This window comes from Synechococcus sp. PROS-7-1 (genome assembly GCF_014279795.1).
Classification (GTDB): domain Bacteria; phylum Cyanobacteriota; class Cyanobacteriia; order PCC-6307; family Cyanobiaceae; genus Synechococcus_C.
In genome coordinates this window covers 2379786-2399897 of record NZ_CP047945.1, presented here as the reverse complement: position 1 = coordinate 2399897, position 20112 = coordinate 2379786, and the positions used below count along the sequence as shown (strand labels likewise).

The following is a 20112-nucleotide window of genomic DNA, read 5'->3' as shown; positions in this document are numbered from 1 at the left end:
CGTCAATCAAGCCTCCTCCAACACATCCATATTCGATCCAAATCACCTCGGCTCGACTGATGGCTTGATCGTTCAAAGTTCATCGTCATCTCTTTGAGTAGGCTCTCACTGTCCGTTGGTTGTTGAGCCATAATTTTGTTTGTATTCAGTTTGATTTGATCTTCAGAGAGTGTCTCAAGCCAGCCGTGATCTGTGCTTAGTTGATCTCCCCAGCGTGTGGCTACAGCAAGGGTGCGTGCTTCTAAATTCCTCACACTGTGCCAATAATAAGGGGGGATAAACAAGACATCTCCCGGTTCGAGGATGACTTCTTGGTGCGGACAGTATTGAAATAGCCTTGCTTTTGGATCAGGCGTCATGTCATATTGATCAATCAGGCTTTCTCCATAAGAAGGTTCCGGCGGGATCACTGGATAGAGCAACAGTGTGAAAATAGGATCAATGAATGTCCATCGTTTTCTACCTTCAATTTGAAAGAAAAGATTGCAGTCCCCTGATAAGTCATTGTGACATGGCGTGCCGAGGTCCGGATGGTCACTCATAAACAACTGATAGGACGTCAGGTATCGAGGCGACTGTCGCTCAGCTCGAGACCACAGACGCTTGCAGCTGATGGGTGCGAAATAGGCCAGGAAATTCGCAATGTTGTCTGTGAATCGACCTGAGTTGGCTAGGTATAGGTGATTCCCTTTGATTTCTTTGAGTGCCTGATTTTTAAGTCCATTCCCTTGTTCGGTCAGGAGAAACTCTTTCTCGCCGTATTTTTTTAAGATCTCGTCAACTGTCCAGGATTTTGCCTTGAATGAAAAGTTTTTAACGACGGCGGGGTGTTGAGAACGGATGCACTCAAACAGGGATCGCTTTCCAGACTCTTGATTGTAGTAGCATGTTTTTATTGTGTTTGGGCTTTGGCGTGAATATCGAGAGATTTCTCGAAATAGGTCTGATTCAAGCTCTCCAACATAGTCACTTGCGAGGTGATTATTGTGCGTTTTTGCCCGCAGTAAAAGGATAGTTTGTAATTGGATCTCTAGCGAACGAATGATTGGATTGCCCTTAAAGTGCTTTGATAATGTTGCCTGAACGGCTTTGGAAAAAGGAGTCTTCTCGTTACCATGCAGTTCTGATACCAACTTCTCCGAGCTTGATCGGCTTAACGCTTGGCATAGCCGATGCCAGGCGATTGGAGGTAAAGCTGCTTGCTGTCGTTCAAGCAGCACATCCATCCAAGTATTCAGTTCTCCATTGTTTCCTATCATCAGTGCCTGAGTGCTGTTGACGTGATTGCGAGGCTCGCTGTGCGCATTTTCTCAGACATGGTTTGTGCTTAATCGATATGTTCTGATCCGTTGCTCTTCATCCGTACGTGCCCAGTCATGGCTAACAGCCGAAGACATTGATAAGCGATGTCAAGCTCAAACCAGCGCTTGCCGAAGTTCGGGTGCTTGGGGTTGTGGTGATGATTGTGATGATGACTTTCTCCTAAATTGAGAAGAGCCAGCACAGGCGTGTTTCGGCCGATCCTGAAGGCATTTTCACGGCTTTGGGAGCTGCAGTAGCCAGCAATATGCGATATGGAATTAATCATATTGGTTAGTTCTTGGACAATGACGAGTCTCGCAAGGTATCCCCAAACGAGGCCTGATAATGCACTGGCTGCTAATGCATGACTTGATAGCGTTTGATCTGTATATAAGATTTGACGGATTGAGCTGATCGTGACTGATAAGACGATGGGTGCGCCGAAAGACAAGAGCCAGATGGCTGGATAATATCGATCGAGTGTGCATGTGATTGGATCTTCTTGAATGTCTTTGGAATACCAATCTCTTAAGTCCCAGCCCAACCGTTTTAGTTTGAGGTCCGCTCTGAGCTGTTTGGTGTAGGCAAATGCATCTTTGCATCTCCCCAGTTTGTATAACTTTCGTGTTCCTGTGCTTCTGAAGTATTCGCTTCGCTCATCTAGCTGCCAGAACCAATGAGCCCAGAGAAATGACCGCAGTGTTACGGTCCTGGTCCCATTGCCATGTTCATCCATTTCAAACGGAGAGTGTGGATCGTAGATGGAGTCTGCATAACGATGATGCAGGCGGTGTGTGGCAACCCAGTGCTTCAATGTCCCTTGCGCACTGAGGAATGCGGTAATCCCCAAAGTAACCACCAGCGGACGTGAGGCTTGAAAGGATCGATGCGTGAAATAGCGGTGATATCCGAGGGTCACACCCATCATGCTGATGAATGACCAGGCGATCAGATTGAAGCCAGCATTGGGCAGGCTGGTGAGCTGATGGCCAAAATGCAGGGAAAGTACCAGCAGGATCAGTGCGCTCATAGCATACAAACGTGTTTGATTCCTGGTGATGTGATCACCAAGCAGGTTAAGTTTCTGATTGATCAGATTGTCCGTGTGCACTCGGTGATGGTTTTTTGTTTGGATGAGTTGAATCATGATCAATGATAACCGCCGCTGGATTTATTGAAACCGAACTGCTTTTGGATTGCATTGATCCGAATTGTTTTGCCCAGCTCTTCGCTCATTGCTTTGATCCACTAATGTGCTTTTCTCTGTAGATCAACTTAATGCCTTGGCTTGCTCCCTGCGCTAGGCGTTTGGCGGTGAAGTTAGTCATGGCATCGTTGTCGGCATGCATGAGGCAGAATCCTTTCGGCCAAGGGATCCCCAGGTCGTTGTTATCGCCCAAGGTCTTCATTGCGCTGCTTTCTTGAAAGTGTGCTTTTCGAATCACCTCTGCCAAGGCTTGGATGGCGACTCCTGTGTTTCGTTGCCTACCATCGACCCAAAGAATGCGATAGTCCAGAATTTCGTTGGCAAGTGGGAAGGTGATGAGCCAGCCAACAACTTCGTTGTCTTTGACGAAAATACGTGAGTACTCGTCGATTGCCTGATTCACATTGAAAGAGTTCAGTTGTGCCCATTCGGGGACATGCTTTGCGTTCGAGGCTTGGAGCAGGTCCTGTTGCTTGCATTCAGAGAGCGGTTTGATCTCGGTCTGGTGCTTCCGGCAAGCCATCGTCTGCTCGAGCTTCTGTAATACAGGTTCCATTGCTGTTCGACTCGTGAATGTGTATCCATTGAGTTGTTCTCCCTTGCTCCAGCCCTGCTGGCTTTTGGTCAGTGCGTTCATGCCATCGTTCTGATGATCAAATGTTGCTGTGATTGTTGTGATCCCCTTGGCTTTACAGTCGCTCACAAGTCGTTGAAGGAGTGCATGCCCAATTGATAAACGTCTCCACATCGTCTTGACGTGGATGGATGTGATTTTGACTGTTGTGCTTTGGTTGTATTCGGCGATCAGAATGCCGAGGCTTTTAACTTGCTGCTGATCTCTGGCGATGAGGATATGGTAATTTTCGAACTGGTCTGTTGTTTCGATGCCGAAGCGCTCCAGTAAGGCTTGGGTCGTTCGATCCGCGCTTGCGATCGTTTCGAGTTGGTCGACCCTAAACAGGCGTGATGGCATGTCTTTTACCTCTTATGATTAAGGTACTGCACATGCGCGAGACGAACAGTGTTGAATGAGTTTCGTCTCTTGTCTCCTTCTGAATCTAGCCACTGGTGTGATGTTGTGCTAGCCGCTTCAAGTTATTGGAAGCGAAGGGTGCGTGGCATTGATTTTTATGCATTAACTGCTTCTTGCTCATTGAATGTTGATGACAATGGTTTTATTTCTTTTCGTTCTGGGCTGGGCAAGTGCTATTTGCTCTGAGGCGATATTTTGCTATTTTATAGAAATATTGATTCTCTTCAGCTTTCCCCAAGGCGCGATTCTCGTCGTGGGCGAGGTCTGTGCCAACCTTAAGTTTGGTGGCTGCCATGGTCGTGATTCCTGAGAGCTGAGCGCAGAACAATGTCAGCCAGTTCCTTGTTTCAATGCCGGAAACTCGATGCAAGCTCACTTCAGAGCTGGTTTCATCTCATTTCGCCTGTGTTGCGCACCTATGTCAGCGCCGTACAGGGTTCGCCGGGGTCGGAGCACAACCACTTGTTAGTCCTCGCGATGGAAGGCGAGGCCAGTGAGCGTGCAGCCTTGCTGTTGGCTGAAGTGGCCGACTGGTCAGGCCATGAGCAGACCAAAGACCAACGTCTTTGCATTCTCACGCTTGTTGTGGCGAAGCCTTATCGGCGTTTGGGATTGGCAGGCGCTTTGTTGCGCCATGCCGAGCATTGGGCCAGATCGCACCAACTCAGCGGGCTGCATCTACCGGTGCCATTGCAGGCCAATGTCAGTGATGTCTTGCGGCGCTTGAGCCCCAGCGATCAGGGTTGGGTCGCCACGCCAGGCAAAGTGGTTGTTGGTCTCTCCATCAGCCCAGCTGTTGAGGCTTTGTTGCAGCGTCTTGAAGATGTGGTGAGACGTCAATCTCGCCATGCCTCATGGCAAATTGCCCCTTTCACTGAACAGCACACTGCCCAGTTGCAACAACGCATCGTGATGGCGAGTAGCGGTCAGTTGGCTGCTCCCTGGGATCCAGAGGCCGATGATTATCAATGGCATCCAGCAGCTCAATACAGCTGCCTTCTCTTCCACCAAGGAGTGATTATCGGTTGGCTGATCACTCACTTTGTCTCCCCTGATTGCTTGCGTTATGCCAAGTTTTGGGTGGATTCAGGCTGGGAACGCTCGGGTGCTCCCTTGGCGATGTTGGCGTTTGTCATGCGTTCAGCTCATTTCAGCGGCGAGCCTCGCGTCATTCCAAAGGGTTGCTTTATTTCCCATCCAACCAATCTCAATCTCCACCACTGGGTTCAGAAGCAATTCAGACCCGTCTGTGAAAGTTGGGTTCAAATTGAAAATCGTGATCTTGTTTTTCTTCACTCATGAGGCGAGGCGGCTCCAATGCCTCTGTCATCAGTGACGCCTATGAGGCGTTGTCGAGTGAAGTCCTGTTAAATTTCAATTCACTTACATCCAAAGGTTCGTCTCGTCCTTTCACTTGAACGGGGCCCCAATAGTCAAGGTGCAACGAGTCGCGGAATTCTGTTGGCAGGAGTTCCAATGTGGTGCTGGAGAGCAGCACCCGCAGCACTCCTTCATGGCGATTTTTGTCATAGCTTTCCAGCCGTGATGCGCAGTTCACGGCATCGCCGATCACGGCATATTCGATGCGCTCTGCACTGCCCATCGACCCCACCAGAGCCTCGCCCGAGTGAATGCCCATGCGCACGCGCATGCTGGGGGCTCCTTCGGCCTTAAGCGCTTCGTTGAGCTTTTCCAGCCCCGCTTTGATTTGGAATGCGGCCTCGATCGCCGCTTGAGCTTCTGCCGATGGATCTCCTAGCAAGGGCACGCCGAACACGGCCAGCATTCCATCGCCGGTGAATTTGTTCACCATGCCGTCCCTTTCGGTGACGGCGGGCACGCAGATCTCCATGCCGCGGTTCAGCCAGTCCATCAATTCCCGTGGGCTCATGCCTTCCGACACGCTGGTGAAGGAAGCCGTGTCCGTAAACAGTGTGGTGATCGGCAGCTGCTGTCCTTGGAAACGCCCGTCACTCAGCAGGGAGTCCCGTTGTTCCCACAGTTGTTGTGCCACCGCGGGTGAGGTGGTTTGCCCGAGCAGTTGTTGAATCTGTTGGGAGTGCTGTTGGCTTTCCACGCCACGGCGTAACCAGGCTGCTCCGCTGAAACTGAGCAGACCTGTCAGCGGCATGGCCATACCGATCCAGATGTGATTCCAGAGCAGTGCTCCAAGTCCTGCAGCAGCTCCGCCGGCCACGAGAACCACAACAAGAATGCTGATGCGTTGTTTGGGGATGCGCTCCCCGAGCAGCAGTCCGGCGCCGGCGAATCCGATCACCAGCAGCAGGTTCCCCCAGCCAGGCATCAGCCAACCCTGTTGAAAGTTGCCATTGCGCTCGTCGATCAGGGTGGCGAGGCGGTTGGCATGCACTTCCACTCCGGAAATCGTGAACAGGCTGTCACCCCTCGCAAATCGCGTGTGCGGCACTTCGAACAGATCGCGCAGGGAGGGCGCGGTGCTGCCAATCAACACGATGCGATCGCGAAGCATGGTGTTGGGCACCTCACCGTCGATGAGTTCAGCCAGGGTGTAAGTCGCGTAACTGCGTGGCTCGCGGAAGCGAAGCAGGCGTTGGAGCCCAAGTCCTGCGTCGATTTCGTTGTGGTATCCGCCACCATCAGCCGACAACCATGGGCCAGCATTCGTTCCTGCATCCAAGGCGTCCCGCAGGGATCGATCGCCGGTCGCGACTTCCAGCACGCGCAAGGGGAACGCCACCGTGGCTTCGTCTTGTCCGGTGACATGCACCAGGTCACGACGCACCACACCATCACCATCCAGGCTTAGGTCGTTGTACGACTGGCGCTCGATCGGTGTGCCGGGGACTGCGGCAATCCCAGCGGCCACGTTGAAGATAGAGACCAGTGTGGGCTCATCACGGAAGCGATCACGCAGGCATTGCTGCTCGGCCCCCACGCCTTGATCTCTGTAGATGTCGAAGCCGATGGCTGTCACGCCGCTGGCATTGAGTGCATCGAAGGCATCGCAAAAGATGCCGTCGTCAATCGGCCAGCCAAAGCGCTGGATGTCGCTTTCTTCGATGCCCACCAGGGTGATCGGCTGGTCTTGGCCTGAACCCTCTGAGCGTTGACTGGTGATCAGATCGTAGATCACCAGATCAAGGGTTTGGGCGAGGCCAGTGCTGCGAAGCAGCACCAAAACGACGATGGCAGCGAGATAGGGGCCGGTGGATTGCAGCAGATTGCGGAAGCGTTTCATCGCCGTTTCAACGTTGGATGCGCCTGATTGCCCCCAGCCTGGCTGCGCGCGTGTGGGTGATGGGCTTCTTGTTGGCGATCTTCAACGGCGGGAACCTTCGCCCTGTTGCTGATCTCAAAAGCCACGGGCGAAAAGCATGAAGCCTGGATGCATGTCATTCGCTCTCCTGCAGCAGAAGCGCATAGGGACTGCCTGATTCCTGAATCATCGTGTGGTGCTGCCCTTGTTGGACCACCTGGCCTCGATCGAGAACGAGAATTAGATCAGCATCGCGGATGGTGCTGAGTCGGTGGGCCACGATGATCTGAGTGCAGCCACGACGCTTTAAATTTTCAATCACGTTGTGCTCGGTTTCGGCATCGAGTGCCGATGTGGCTTCGTCCATCACCAGAACACTGGGATCTTGAGCGAGGGCACGGGCGAGCTCAAGGCGTTGCCTTTGTCCGCCCGATAGGTTGCTGCCCCCTTCGCTGAGGATCGATTGGAGTCCTTCAGGCAGTGATTGAATGACGTTAGAAATTTCTGCATCATCACAGGCTTTCCATAAATCGGTCGGAGTGATGGAAGGATTCCAAAGAGAGAGATTGTCCTGTACAGAACAGCCATAAATTTGAACGTCCTGCTGCACCATGGCTAGAGATGTGGTGCTGATAGCCCTCGGGATGTCGACAAGAGATGCTCCATCAAACAGAATCTCCCCGTCTGAGGGTTGGTGAAGGCCAACAATCAACTTGGCTAAAGTGCTTTTACCGCTGCCGCTGCCGCCAATCAAGGCAATGCGTTGGCCCGGATGAATGGTCAGGCTGAAGTTTTTGATCAGGGGCTCTTTAATTGCGGCAAAGCCAAAGCTCACGTTGTTGAGAACGATTTCTCCACTCAAGCGATTGTTGGTTGGTCTCCAGTCACGGCTTTGCTCTTGGTTAATCAGTGGGTCATGAGGCTGCTCAAGCACATCCTCGAGCCGTAGCACTTCGGCTTCAAAAGTTGGTAGTTGCTGAACGAAGGTCATGACGCTGTCGGTTTGATTTTTTAGCGACAGCGCGATGGTTTGTGCGGCAAGCAGCATGCCCAGCGTCAGTTCACCTTCAATCACCAGAAAGAAGCCCAGAATGAAGATCGCAACCTCATTCAGCGTGGTGAGGGCATTGGGGATGACTCGGATTTGAGCGTTGCGCAGCTGCAAGCGCTGAAAGGTGTTCAGGAGCCTGCTTTGATATCCCGAGTAACGGCGATAAATATCGCTTTCAAGTGCCGAAGCCTTGACTGTTTCAATGCTGCTTATGGCAGCAATCGTAGTTGCTACTGCTTTGGCCCCATCTTTTTGCAGGGTGAGATTGGAATCTTTCTGAAGTCTTAAGTTGGCTTTCACAACAGCGGCATTCACCGCTGTTGTTGCCATCACCAAGAGACCGAGCCAAGGACTGTAGAGAATGGTGAGGATGAGATAAAAAATCAGCAACACCACCGATGTGGCCATCGGAATCATGCGACTGCCGATGAATTCAGCGATGCTCGCATTGGCATCCATTCGGCTGGCTATATCGGATGCATAGCGTTGGCTGTAGAACCGCTCGGGTAGCGACAGCATCTGATGTTCAAAATGCACACTGAAGCGTCGTGTCAGACGTCGTTCCAATGTGCGTGTACCCAGGAGCTGCAAATACTGAAGTGCGGTTTGGAGTCCGATGGTGATGGCCATCGCCCAGAGCATCGGTTTCAGCCAGCTCTCCATGCCATTGCTGATCACTTCATCGATGTAGATCTGGGCGTACACCGGCATGATCAATTGGGGCAGGATCAGCAGCAAGCCACAAATCAAGATGAAGGCTGCTCCGTTTGGTTCCGAGAGCAGACGTCGCCACACAATTGGCCAAACAGTGGGCACTTTGCCTTCGCGAACAAAGCTTTCGTTTGGACTTAGCGTGAGAACAATGCCTGTGTAACTGGTCTCAAACTCTTCAAAGCTGACAATTCTTGGGCCAAGAGCGGGATCGTTAAGGGCAATTTTCTCGCCAATAAAACCTTCAAATACAAGAAAGTGATTAAATTCCCAGAAGACGATTGCTGGTGGTTTAATTTTGCGGAGTGCTTTAATCCCTTTTTTAAAACCTTTTCCTTTGAGGCCATAGCTCTTCGCCGCTAAGATCAAATTTGCAGCATCGCTTCCATCCCTTGAGACGCCACAACGCTCTCTGAGTTGTGTCAGTGGAACGTAGCGTCCGTAATGTTGGAGAATGATTCCTAACGCGGCTGCGCCGCATTCGGTACTCTCCATTTGCAGCCGGGTCGGCGTCTGAACCCAACGTCCCTGAGCTTTTGCATCACGCCTGTCTTTGATGTCTTTGAGTGCTTTGATCAGCATGGTGGACGCCGTTAATAAATCCCGGTTAAATCGCGCAGGATTGGGATCACGTAGCTGATCGGACGCCTCTCTTCCACCAGAACGCGAACATTGGTGGTTGTACCCGCTGTGATTTGAATGTTGGGGCCTTTGCCGCCTCCCCAGTTGTATCCGCTGATCGTGTTTGAATCGCGTTGAAGGCTTGTGCTCACCTCAATCAATGGAGCTGATTGTGAACCCTGGACCGATTCGAGGAGTGATTTCACGCCCAGGCGTTTGATGAGAGCATCGTCACGAATTGGTAATAAATTAATCTTGGTCACTTGTCCCTCAATACCTCCATGCCGTTGTTGTTTGGTTGTAGTTGGACTCACTCTGACGCGTTGGCCGATTTCTAAGCGCTTGCCATCCTTGGCAGGAAAGAATGCCAAACTTTGAAGGGTTTTTGAATTGGTTTGGTTCTGAATGGTAAAGAGTGTGGTCCCGGATTGCACGACTTCTCCCGCATGGATTCCGCGATCAACCACACATCCGCTCACTGGAGCACGAATGATGCTGGTCCGTTCAATTTCTTCTTGACGAGCGACAATCTGATTCTTCTTTTCTTGGATGTTTTGCTCACGCTGGCTATTCGCTGCTTTGATCTCATACCGTTGTTGGATGAGCCTGCGATTGCGTTGGTTGATTTCGTCAGTTGAGATAGCCCCCGTTGCGGATAAAGGTTTGACGCGTTCGATGTCTGATAGTAATTGCTGCAATTGTTGGTCTCCAAGTGCATCTTGAGCTTTGTCTTGGATGATCATTTGGTTCAGGCGAACCTTGGCAGCTTTGATCTCGATCTCCTCACTCACAGGATCAATCCTTGCCATCAGTTCGCCCTCCGAAAAGCAATCTCCAACCTGTGTTGGCACATCAATCACTTGTCCGCTTGTTTCGCTCTGCACAACGGTCAGGCTGTTGGGTTGAATGAGCACGCCTTTGCCGCTGATTCGCACTGGAATTTTTCCAAAGATGGACCACAGCAGGATCGTCACGCTAAAGCTGCCCAAAGAGATCAGAAGCAGCCATTGCGTCGGACGAAGCAGCTGAAGAGGTTGATTGAGCTGCTCTGGCGTGGAGAGTGCATCGAGAGCCGTTTTTCTGAAAAGACTCATTTGATTTGCCGCTCCATTAGGCGCTTGAACAGTCCTTTTTTGACCATGAGCGTGTCGTAAGTTCCCTGCTCTTTCACTTGTCCACTCTCCATCACAATGATTTGATCTGCATGGCGGATTGTGCTCAGCCGGTGGGCGATTACGATTCGAGTCACTGACAGTTTATCCAAACTTCGTGTTACGACAGCCTGACTGTGATTGTCGAGCGCGCTGGTCGCTTCATCAAAAATCAGCAGACGTGGTTTGCGTACAAGGGCGCGAGCAATGGCAACACGTTGCTTTTGCCCTCCTGAGAGTGTTCCTCCGCCGTCAGGAATCACGGTGTGCATGCCCATCGGCATCGCTCGGATGTCATCGGCGAGTCCGGCGAGTTCGGCAGCATGCCAGGCCTCGTCTTCCTGGATCACGGCACCTCCAGCAATGGCTTCCATCATTGAGGCACTGAAGAGGGAGTTGCTTTGCAAAACGGTGCCGATTTGGCGCCTCACGCTTTTCGGGTCAAGGCCTGCCAAAGGTCGGCCATCAAACAAAATACTTCCGTTTTCGGGTTCGGCAAAACCCAAGAGAAGGCGCACCAGTGTTGACTTTCCAGATCCAGACGGTCCAACGATTGCGACATACTCACCTGCCTTGGCCGCAAAGCTGACCCCATCCAGGACCAAGGGCAACTCTGGCTGGTAGCGGTAGCTCACGCGATCCAACTGAAAGTCGCCATGTAAGAGACCAATTTCTTTGCTGTTGTCCTGCGCTTCAGGTTGTTCATCCAGGATCGGTCTCGCGCGCTCATATAACACCGGCAGATCGAAGGCGCCTGCGAAGAGACCGGCCAGTCCGGCGATACCACCGATATACGTGTTGAATGCAGCAAAAAATCCCAATTGCTCACCAATGTTGGGAGCATTAATCGTTTTGGATATTGCTGCCTCAGCGATTAATCGCGTGATCATGATGTAAATCAACAAAGTCCCAAGATTGGGCATCACACTCTTGATCAGCTCTGCGGCTGCCTCTTTGGCATCGATTGCATTTTCCAAGCTCACAACTTGTTTGTAGGGCTCAGCCCACCAACGGGCTGCTTTTGTTTCAGCCCCAGCAACTCGTAGTTTACTGACTGAATTAATTAATTCAAGATTCCGACTCTGTGCCTCTGATTCGGCAATCTCTTGATGTCGTTTTAGTTTTCTTGATTGGATGGCGAGTAGGATTGTGGGAAGAGCAATAAATGCGGATAAAGTAATGGCAAGGAGTGTTAACTTCACACTGATCTTCAGCATGAAGAGCACATAGGTACTGATCAGAAGCAAGCGCACAAGGCCTCCCTCTGTCATGGTTTGAATTTCAAGTCTGATATCTTCAAATGCTCCGAAACGAAGTTGTAAATCACCAATGCTGCGTAAACGGAAGAACTCTGTTGGCAGGCTCAATAGCCTGTACATTCCCGCGAGCTGCACTTTTGCTGCTCCTTGGTGCTGGGTTAGGAGAACATCCCGGCTTTGAAGCCATTCCAAGGCGACGCGTGTCACACCTGCTGCAACCATGACGAGGCTGATTTGAAGCAGGAGTCCTAGATCTTGGTCTGGCAGCGCATTGTTTGTAATAATCGTATTGAATGTTGGCGTCAGCATTGCAAGGCCTGTCGCGATTGCCATCAGGGCAATCCCACTGCGGAAACCTTGACTGACGTAACCCAACGCAGCACCTAAGAGTCCTCCACTGGCAGCCAATGTGAAAATCCAGCGTGATGCACCAATATCGCGTCCAATCGACAGAAGAAAACCGGCAGCCAATCCGATCAGCAACCCGGCGATTACGAATTGGCCGAAGTTCTTCGATTCACCGAACGCAAATCGCAGAAGGCCAATGGTGCTCAAATCTCGATTGCTAAGGGACCGGTTGATCGCCACCATGCGTGGACTAAGCTTTTTGAGCACCCCGGGACAGTTGTTGATATACTTGCCAGATTCCATCTGCATCGGGTCAAATATCTGATAGCCTTGACCTGTTGTTTTGAGCAATATGGGTGCATCGTTCTTTTCTTCTTCGAATGCGATTAAATCCCCGCAATCACTCTTTAGATTTTCGCTATTAATGAGAACGTCGCGACCAATTAAGTTGTTGTGTTCAAGTAGTTGCTGAAGATGACCTCGCGTGTTTTTGTGTTGTGATTTAACCTCCGTAATATCCTCTACATCGATACCCTTTATTTTTGCCAGCATGCAGGCTAATTTGCTGAAATTAGTTTGCTTCTGTGCTTTTGCATCGAATTGTTCGCTGCGCTCTAGTGTGCTGAAAAGATAATATTCTGCTTGATTTCCTAGTGATTGATGGCTTCCAATCTTCTGCTGTTTCTTTGATTGTTCCAGCTTCATCAGTTCTTCAAGAAGCTCGCAGAGATCGTCTATTGAGGAACTCGTGGGTATGTTTTTTGTTCGGTTCAATCGTCTAAGTATCTCACTGTTCAACCACTCTGTTCCTTCTAAAGCGGTTGAATTGATTGGCTGAATCAAGTTGTTTTCTTGTGTTGCGATTAATTCAAGCTTTAGGTTTTGCAGGCTTTTAAGTGGAAGGCCCGGTATCACAAGATTCGGTTTGATGCGAATGAACGGTACCCCCTGCATTGCTCCTAGTAAGTGATCCTGAGTTGTCGAGAAGTTAGCGACGGGCCATGCGATCCTCTCTCCTGGGTTGAGGTTCATAGTCTTGTTTCCCCTCCGCTCTGAAATTTTTGGCAGAGCGTGTGAAACCGTTGTCCCGCTCGATTAATGCCTCCAAGTTGACCCAAATCCAGTTCGTCGTCATCATCATCAGCTTCTGCACTTCGACTGCGCGCTGCCAGCTGACGGGCCAGTAATTGATCACGGCTTCTCTGCGACATCATGCAGCTGAGGCTGCGAAAAAACCGATCTGCAAACGCGGGAGTTTCCCTGAGAGCTTTTTGTAAGTCATTTTTATTAATTTCGAGCAGCTCCATTCCATCAGTACTACTCACCGTGGCTGACGCTCCCTGCGATTCGGACGTTAAGAGTGTGAGTTCTCCGAGCAATTCTCCTCTCCTCGACGTACCAACTTTTTTGTTGATTCCTTCAATGTTGACCCAAATATCTGCTTCTCCTGCAAGAATTAAATAGATTGATGGCACCTCTTCGCCTTGCTTGAGCAGAATGTTGCCAGGTGCAATACGCCGCAGTGATCCCATTTTTGCGATTTGCTCAACATCAAGATCGTCGAGAACTGCAAAAAGCACCAGGACTTTTCTTAGCGGTTCAATCTCTTCTCCAGGCCCTTCATAGCGATGGATCCATGCATTCTGGCTCTTGATTTGAGCCGCTAACTTTCTGGCAATCAGACGTTGCCACTCCGCAGCGAGTTCCGGTTCATCATTGCTTAGCTTATCCAGCAGATCAACGCTGAGAAAGAGAACCTCGCTGTCGGCTTCTGCAATCACATCTGCTACTGCTGGACGTTGCTCCAGCCAACTCATTTCACCGACGATCGCTCCTTGGTTTAGAACAGCGAGACGCTGGGATGCACCATTCTGATCAGTAGTATTGACAGCAATTTGCCCTTTCAACAGCACCAAAACGTGCTCACTAATCAAGCCTTCTTCAATCAGCTTCGAGCCGTTGCTTTTAACTTCTCGTTTCCCGTTCTCACGAAGCCATGACTGGAGGCATTGGCTTGCTTCAACCGTATAGTCAAACATTGATTAGCCACCTACTTTCACTAGCGTATTTTAGCGAGCAGGATGTTTTTGACAACTCTATCCATGCAAAGTTAGTCTTTTGTCCTTGTGTTCTACCTTGTTTGAACCACGATCTTTTGTTCTATATCGATCGAAGTCTGTTTATTAAGGCCTCGTCAGTTCATTGTATTTTTTTGATCAGCCGTAATCCTTTCCTTTCGTATTTGTCTCTTTAAGCATGTTGCTATTCTCTTATTATTCCTATGACCTTTTTGGCTTTTGAATAATTTTTGGTTTTGGTGTATAATATAACCGCTTTGCCCTTTTTGGGCACGTTCTTTTGCTGATTGGTACATGTCTGGGCTTCCTCTTAAAAAGATATTTTTGTCTTTCGGACTTCCTTTTGCTGTTTTCGCTTCGGCTGCTCAGCCAGCACGATCGCAAATTGAATCCGACGGTCGGTTAGGGACTTCAATTAATGGTGGTTCTCTTGACGGTCAGTCTTGTACCTCTGGAGTTTGCCAGATCACAGGTGGTACTGATGCTGGTTCAAATAAATTTCATCGTTTTACCCGTTTTGATGCAAATCGTACCGGGTCAGCTATTACTGGAGTGACGATTGAAGCGGATTCTCAGAGCAATGTCATCCTTGGTATCGCATCGTCATCCAATGGCTTCAATCTCAATGTTCCTTTGAGTCTTGATTCTGGTGCTAATTTGTTCATTGTTTCTCCAGATGGCATCACTTTGTCGTCTGGCGCTTCTTTCTCCAACGTAACGAACTTAACCCTTACGAATCGGTCTTCACTGCCCATCGGTCAAAGCCAATTTTCGGTTAATTCAAGCTTCAGCGAAACCTCGTTGCTGACTGGCACACCGTCGCTGAACCGGCAAGTTAATACTCTTTCAAATACAGCATCTCCCATTACGATTGGCGGGCTTACTTTGTCAATTGATGGTTCTCTGTACGTGCATGCAAATTCTGATTTAACGCTTTCAAATTCAACATTAGATGTACCAACGTCTTTGGATGTTGGTGGCGACTTGTCGATTTCTGATGTATCACTGACGGATACATCGCCTCTCTATTTGTACTCCGTTGGTGATTTATCTCTTTACGATTCTACGCTGGACAATCATTCGCTAGTTAAGATCGATGCCGGTGGTGCTTTGACGATCTCAGATTCAATGAGTTCGGTCGACACTGGTGTATCTATCAGTAATAATACCTCGGTTGTCGTTGATTCGATAAGCAATTTCAATATCTATAACGCTTCAATTGACAGTAATGGTGATGTTGCCATTGACGTTAGTGGTAATTTTTATGCAGATAGCAATCTTAATGTTAACGATTCGGGCGTATCCCTTGACCAGAATACGACCCTGTCCTTGACCGCAGACGGAACTATTAGTCTTTACGATTCAAGCATCAGCGACAACCAATCTGCCACAATCACATCGGGAGAGGATTTGAATGCAGGTTCTATTAATCAGTCGGGTGCCTATGCGTATGGAGTTTCGTTTAATCGAAATGCGTCACTCGCGCTGACAACAGTTGGCGATATTAACATTGTCGATTCAAGTATCAATGACAATACTATGATTACCATCAGTGCTGGTGGTGATTTTAGTTTCTATGGTTCTGAACTTCTGCGCAATTTGCCTTATACATCTGATCAATACTTCTCAGATTTTGATGTTGTAGACGAACTTCCCTTCTTTACAATTGATGCAGTAGCCATGGTCGATATCGACGATTCGAGTATTGATTTTAATGGCCCATTTAGGCTGATATCTTCAACTTCAGATGTTAATATTACCAATTCCGACTTTTTAGATAATCTCTATCCTTATATTGAGTCGGTAACTGGGGATATCTTTATTGCAAGTTCCTTGCTTTCTCGTAACGCCTATATTGATGCGTTTGCTTTAGGTGATGCTTATGTGTTTGACTCGACTGTCGTTGGGAACGACTTGGTCATTGGTGCTGAACAGGGTGATGCTGCAGTGATCAGTTCCGATTTGGAGGACAATACGGTTGTTGTTAGTTCTGAAGATGGAGATTCCTTCGTTATCGATTCGAGTTCAGTCGGTAACGTTCTCGATGTCGACTCGGTAAGCGGCGATTCAGTCATTATTGACTCTGATGTCGTCGATACCGACGTTGTTGTTTCTTCAACTGATGGCGATTCAGTTGTGATTGGTTCTGATGTGATTGATACCGATGTTGTTGTTACATCTACGGATGGAGATGCAAGCGTCTTTGACTCATCGGTAGACAACTCCACATTGGATGTGGAGACAGAAACAGGAGATGTTGCAATCTCTGAGTCTGATGTGTTTGGTAGTGACGTGTTTGCAGTCTCAACAGAAGGTGATGTTGTGATTGTGTCTTCTAATGTCGATGAAAGTGTTTTTGAGGCAGCAGCTCTCGTTGGTAATATTGATGTTTTAAGCTCAGACTTTGCTGACAACCAGCAACTGGCTTTTACGGCAGACTTCGATGTTACCATTTCCGACTCTGCTGTTAGTGGTAACGAATTGGTCGTGATTGATGTTGGTAATAACGCCACGATCGATTCATCAAGTGTCGGTGATAGTGATTTATTTGTTGTTGATGTTGGCAATGAATTCCAATCTGAATCTTCAACGTTCACTGATAACGATCAAACGACGATCAACACCGGCAGTGACTTGTCTGTTGCATCTGTGGCTGATGGCGACGATTCTTCCTTCGATGTGTCACGTTCTAATGACACTACCTCGAATGTTGCTTCTGACTCTCAAGTTGCTGTTGCGTCGGATGAGCAGTCATCAAGTCAAGAGAATTCGTCATCGCAAAGCTCTTCTGTTTCAGCTTCAGACAGTGATGGTGCAGATGATTCCTCCGCTAGTTCTGAATCAGAATCAGCTACTGACAGCCAATCAGATTCGGAGTCTGATGGCGAGTCAGACGGAGATTCTTCATCAGAACGTGCCAGCTCCTCAAACTCACAAGATGAGTCGTCTGCATCGCAATCCGGTGAGTCTGAGTCTGCAGAGTCTGCGACACCAAGTGTTCAAGTCAGTACACTTGACAACACTGTCGTGGAGTCAAATTTAGAAAATTCGCTTGCTGCCAATGCCAACCAAGTTTTGTCAGCTCTTGGTTTGGACGACTTGAGCCCAACCCCAGCCAGTGAGCTCACACCAGCAAAAATCTCGCAAAGTTTGAGTGCAGCGCGCCAGGTTTATCAGTCAAACCCCAGTTCTTTTTCAAGTTTGTCAGGAGTGTCTCTTGCCTCTGCAACAACGCAAGGATTGACTGCTGCTCCGTCAAAGAAACTCCCCTTTAATCCCGCATACTTAAATATTGCTTTTACTAAGAATTCAGATTTAGGAGTCGGCAATGTAGATAATGGCTTTGTTGATCTGACGTTGATCACGTCAGATGGAACCGTGGTGGGTCGTCGTTCGGAGCTCTCTCTTAAGGAGTTTGCAACCTTACTCCGCGGCTTTTATGGAAAGATCACCAGTCAGCGCCCTTTAGCGGCATCGAATGCTTCCTCAGAAACTTCAAGACTCTATTCATTGTTTATTGAGCCCATTGATGAGATCTTAGATCGCGAACAAGTTACATCTGTTCTGGTGTCTGCTGATCGTGGTCTTCAAGCAATTCCTTTTGCAGCACTTGCGCGTCAAGGGAACTACGCCGTTAATCAAACCTCTTTCTCGTTCACTCCATCTTTAGCTCTAACCGATTTATCTGTTCCAATGGCAGATCCCAATTCAGATGGCATTTTGATTATGGGTTCCTCTGAGTTTTCTGACTTGGCACCGCTTCCTTTTGTAGGCCAAGAGGTTGACAACATTCAACAGGTGTACGACGGCTTGGTTGTTGTTGAAGATCAATTTACTTCACAACGCGTTTTGGCCGACTTGAAAAGCTCAACGCAACCGCTGATTCATCTTGCAACCCATGCTGACTTCAAGGGTGGTAAACCTGATCAATCGATGATTCACACCCGAGATGGTTTCATTTCTTTTGAAGCATTTAAGTCTATTCGCCGAGAGAGAAAATCCGATCCAATAGATCTTTTCGTGCTCAGTGCTTGTCGTAGTGCTCTCGGCGATAGTGATAGTGAAATGGGGCTTGCTGGTATGGCTCTACAAGCTGGTGCAAAGAGTGCGATTGGTTCACTTTGGTACGTTGATGATATTGCTACATCAGCATTCTTTTCTCAATTCTACCGTTACCTCAGTCGCGGTATGACGAAGTCAAGTGCTCTGAGCATGACACAGCGCGATTTTGCTTCAGGATCAATCAAAATTGCCGGATCAGATGTTGTTGCTCCTTCTGGAGATGTCTTATTGTCTAACCTGTCTGCAGCGCAAAAATTTAATTATCCAAGAGGTTTCCGTCATCCTTTCTTCTGGTCTGGATTCGTACTCCTCGGCACCCCTTGGTAAGTCGTTTTTTATTAGAACCGATAACTAACTTTGGTGTAAAGCCCATTTCCTAGCGTCCATTCGTTCCAAAGGCCTGCATTGTTTTCAACATTAATTTGTTTTGCCCAGCCTAGGTCAATACTGAGCTGATTTTTGTGGAGCCACCTTACTAAAACTCCATAGGAACCGACAGTGTCGTTAAAGGTAATTCCTAAGCGTGTTGTTTGAATACCACCAGCACCACCAAAAGGAACCAGTTTGAATTCGTTGTTTTTGGTTTTCTTCAAAGACCACTCGAGCTCTAAGTTTCCAATCCATCCGTTGTCTCCACTAATCAATGTTCCCGGTAAGCCTCTTAATCCATTATCACTGCCAACACTAAATCCCATGCTGCTCGTTAATGGATGAAAGGCATACTGGCCTCCAGCAATTGCTTTCGCAATGAGTTTTTGATTGATCGCCCATAGACCAGTTGCATACGCACCGATGGCCCGGGCATTACTGGGTTGGATTCCAACCACATTTAACGCATTGAGTTCTTCCGCACTACTCAATGAACTGATTCCTTGCAGTCCATAAATTTGTCCTGTCCATAACATCGAATTTTTGACTCCTTGATGGCCGAGTCCTATCCGAAGGTATCCAGTTGTGAGATCTCCATCTAAGCCACCTCCGACAATGATCGGGAATGATTCGTTTTTGTAGTAGCTGTTGTTGTGATTTGCACTCACCCCAGCAAATACATACGTATTCGATGAGTCTGTTTGTTGTAAGGTCCAATTGGTTTGGATTAACCCCTGGTATTGTCTAAAACTTAAGTCTCTGAAAGGTTCTGGGAATTCAACTAGGTAGCGACGATTGGCTCCAAAGGATGCTGTGATATCGACTGTTTGGCTGAGCGGGTATGTATAACTCAGTGAGCCTATGCCTGCGCCGAGTTCTGGGTCACTGTCTGCATTGAGTTCACCATAAAATTGAAATTGATCACCCCTTGCTAACAGATCTTTTTTCTGAACAATAGCGACACCTCTCCATTCTCCACTTCCTGTATTGCCATCATTGCGTATTGATGTTTCTCCTCTCCAAAGGCTTGGTGCTGATTCTACGGTGATATTAAGTGTTGCTTTTGTTGGATTGCTGCCGAGTTTTCCAACGCTACCTGTGATCTTGCTGGCGATTCCACTGCGCTCTAGATTCAGCAGGTTATTTTTAATCGTGATGATGTTGAAGGTCTCATCAAGCAGTGGCTTCAGTTTGTTTTCAATTTCTTCACCGAGTTTTTTGTCTTTTGCATTGACGTTGATTTCAACGAGCCTTCCCGGGATGATGATGAGTTTGGTCGTGCCATTTTTTGTCTCCGCCACGACCCGTGAGTTGATATAGCCATCTTTCTGTAATCGAGCGTTGAGTTTGTTGACGCAGTTGTCTGCGTTGCTTGAGTCGAGTGATGGATCGCAGTTTCCGAGAATTTCTTTTGTTTGATCATCGCTGTAGGGAGATTTTCCCTCAATGTTGATGCTGTCTTCGTTGTTATTCTTTGGCCCCTCTCCGTCTTTCCTGCCGTCATTGGCTTCATTGTCAATATCGAGTTGAATTGTCGCGGGCTGGCTTGTTGGGATCTCACGTTCTGGTACCCTTGCTGGTCCTGGCTGTATTGGTGGTGCTACGAGTTGGGCAAGGAGGATGATCACTTGGTTTTGTTAGAAGTTTGATGGGTTCGCTTAGTCGGCTCCTAACCTCCAAAC

12 protein-coding genes are annotated in these 20112 nt (G+C 48.7%); 2 read left to right on the top strand and 10 right to left on the bottom strand.

The genetic code is table 11. The features are described from left to right. Positions 1-2: 2 nt before the first annotated feature. The 4 genes from SynPROS71_RS12985 to SynPROS71_RS12970 form a co-directional block, all read right to left on the bottom strand. Positions 3-1226 (bottom strand): cupin-like domain-containing protein, encoded by a 1224-nt coding sequence (locus tag SynPROS71_RS12985; RefSeq protein ID WP_186595612.1) that lies wholly within the window; start codon positions 1224-1226, stop codon positions 3-5. 101 nt (positions 1227-1327) lie between these two features. After that, on the bottom strand, positions 1328-2449 hold the full coding sequence (locus SynPROS71_RS12980; RefSeq protein ID WP_186595610.1) for a fatty acid desaturase: 1122 nt from the start codon (positions 2447-2449) through the stop codon (positions 1328-1330). A gap of 85 nt (positions 2450-2534) precedes the next feature. After that, a complete protein-coding gene (locus SynPROS71_RS12975; RefSeq protein WP_186595608.1) occupies positions 2535-3482 on the bottom strand; it encodes a GNAT family N-acetyltransferase in 948 nt (315 codons plus the stop codon). Positions 3483-3684: 202 nt separating this feature from the next. Beyond that, entirely contained in the window at positions 3685-3837 is a 153-nt protein-coding gene (locus SynPROS71_RS12970) for a hypothetical protein (protein WP_186595607.1), read from the bottom strand. 32 nt (positions 3838-3869) lie between these two features. Here SynPROS71_RS12970 and SynPROS71_RS12965 point away from each other — a divergent pair, with 32 nt between their 5' ends. Next, entirely contained in the window at positions 3870-4844 is a 975-nt protein-coding gene (locus tag SynPROS71_RS12965; protein WP_186595605.1) for an N-acetyltransferase, read from the top strand. 37 nt (positions 4845-4881) lie between these two features. On the opposite strand, the gene SynPROS71_RS12960 is transcribed toward SynPROS71_RS12965, so the two are convergent. From SynPROS71_RS12960 to SynPROS71_RS12940, 5 genes are all read right to left on the bottom strand, one after another. Then, positions 4882-6762 (bottom strand): CHASE2 domain-containing protein, encoded by a 1881-nt coding sequence (locus SynPROS71_RS12960; RefSeq protein ID WP_186595603.1) that lies wholly within the window; start codon positions 6760-6762, stop codon positions 4882-4884. Between the two features lie 154 nt (positions 6763-6916). Then, positions 6917-9124, bottom strand: coding sequence for an NHLP family bacteriocin export ABC transporter peptidase/permease/ATPase subunit (locus SynPROS71_RS12955; protein ID WP_186595601.1), 2208 nt, complete (start codon positions 9122-9124; stop codon positions 6917-6919). 11 nt (positions 9125-9135) lie between these two features. After that, positions 9136-10257, bottom strand: a complete 1122-nt coding sequence (locus SynPROS71_RS12950; RefSeq protein WP_186595599.1) for an HlyD family efflux transporter periplasmic adaptor subunit — start codon at positions 10255-10257, stop codon at positions 9136-9138. Continuing rightward, complete coding sequence (locus SynPROS71_RS12945) at positions 10254-12953, bottom strand: ATP-binding cassette domain-containing protein (RefSeq protein ID WP_255442207.1); 2700 nt, start codon at positions 12951-12953, stop codon at positions 10254-10256. The genes SynPROS71_RS12950 and SynPROS71_RS12945 overlap by 4 nt, the downstream gene beginning before the upstream one ends. Then, positions 12950-13960 carry a cyclic nucleotide-binding domain-containing protein gene (locus tag SynPROS71_RS12940; protein WP_186595597.1) on the bottom strand — a complete coding sequence of 337 codons (1011 nt, stop codon included), beginning with the start codon at positions 13958-13960 and terminating at the stop codon, positions 12950-12952. The genes SynPROS71_RS12945 and SynPROS71_RS12940 overlap by 4 nt, the downstream gene beginning before the upstream one ends. A 333-nt stretch (positions 13961-14293) precedes the next feature. Here SynPROS71_RS12940 and SynPROS71_RS12935 point away from each other — a divergent pair, with 333 nt between their 5' ends. Beyond that, entirely contained in the window at positions 14294-18388 is a 4095-nt protein-coding gene (locus SynPROS71_RS12935; protein WP_186595595.1) for a CHAT domain-containing protein, read from the top strand. A gap of 11 nt (positions 18389-18399) precedes the next feature. Here the strand turns inward: SynPROS71_RS12935 and SynPROS71_RS12930 are convergent, their stop codons facing one another. Next, positions 18400-20058, bottom strand: a complete 1659-nt coding sequence (locus SynPROS71_RS12930; RefSeq protein ID WP_186595594.1) for a ShlB/FhaC/HecB family hemolysin secretion/activation protein — start codon at positions 20056-20058, stop codon at positions 18400-18402. Between the last annotated feature and the right edge of the window lie 54 nt (positions 20059-20112).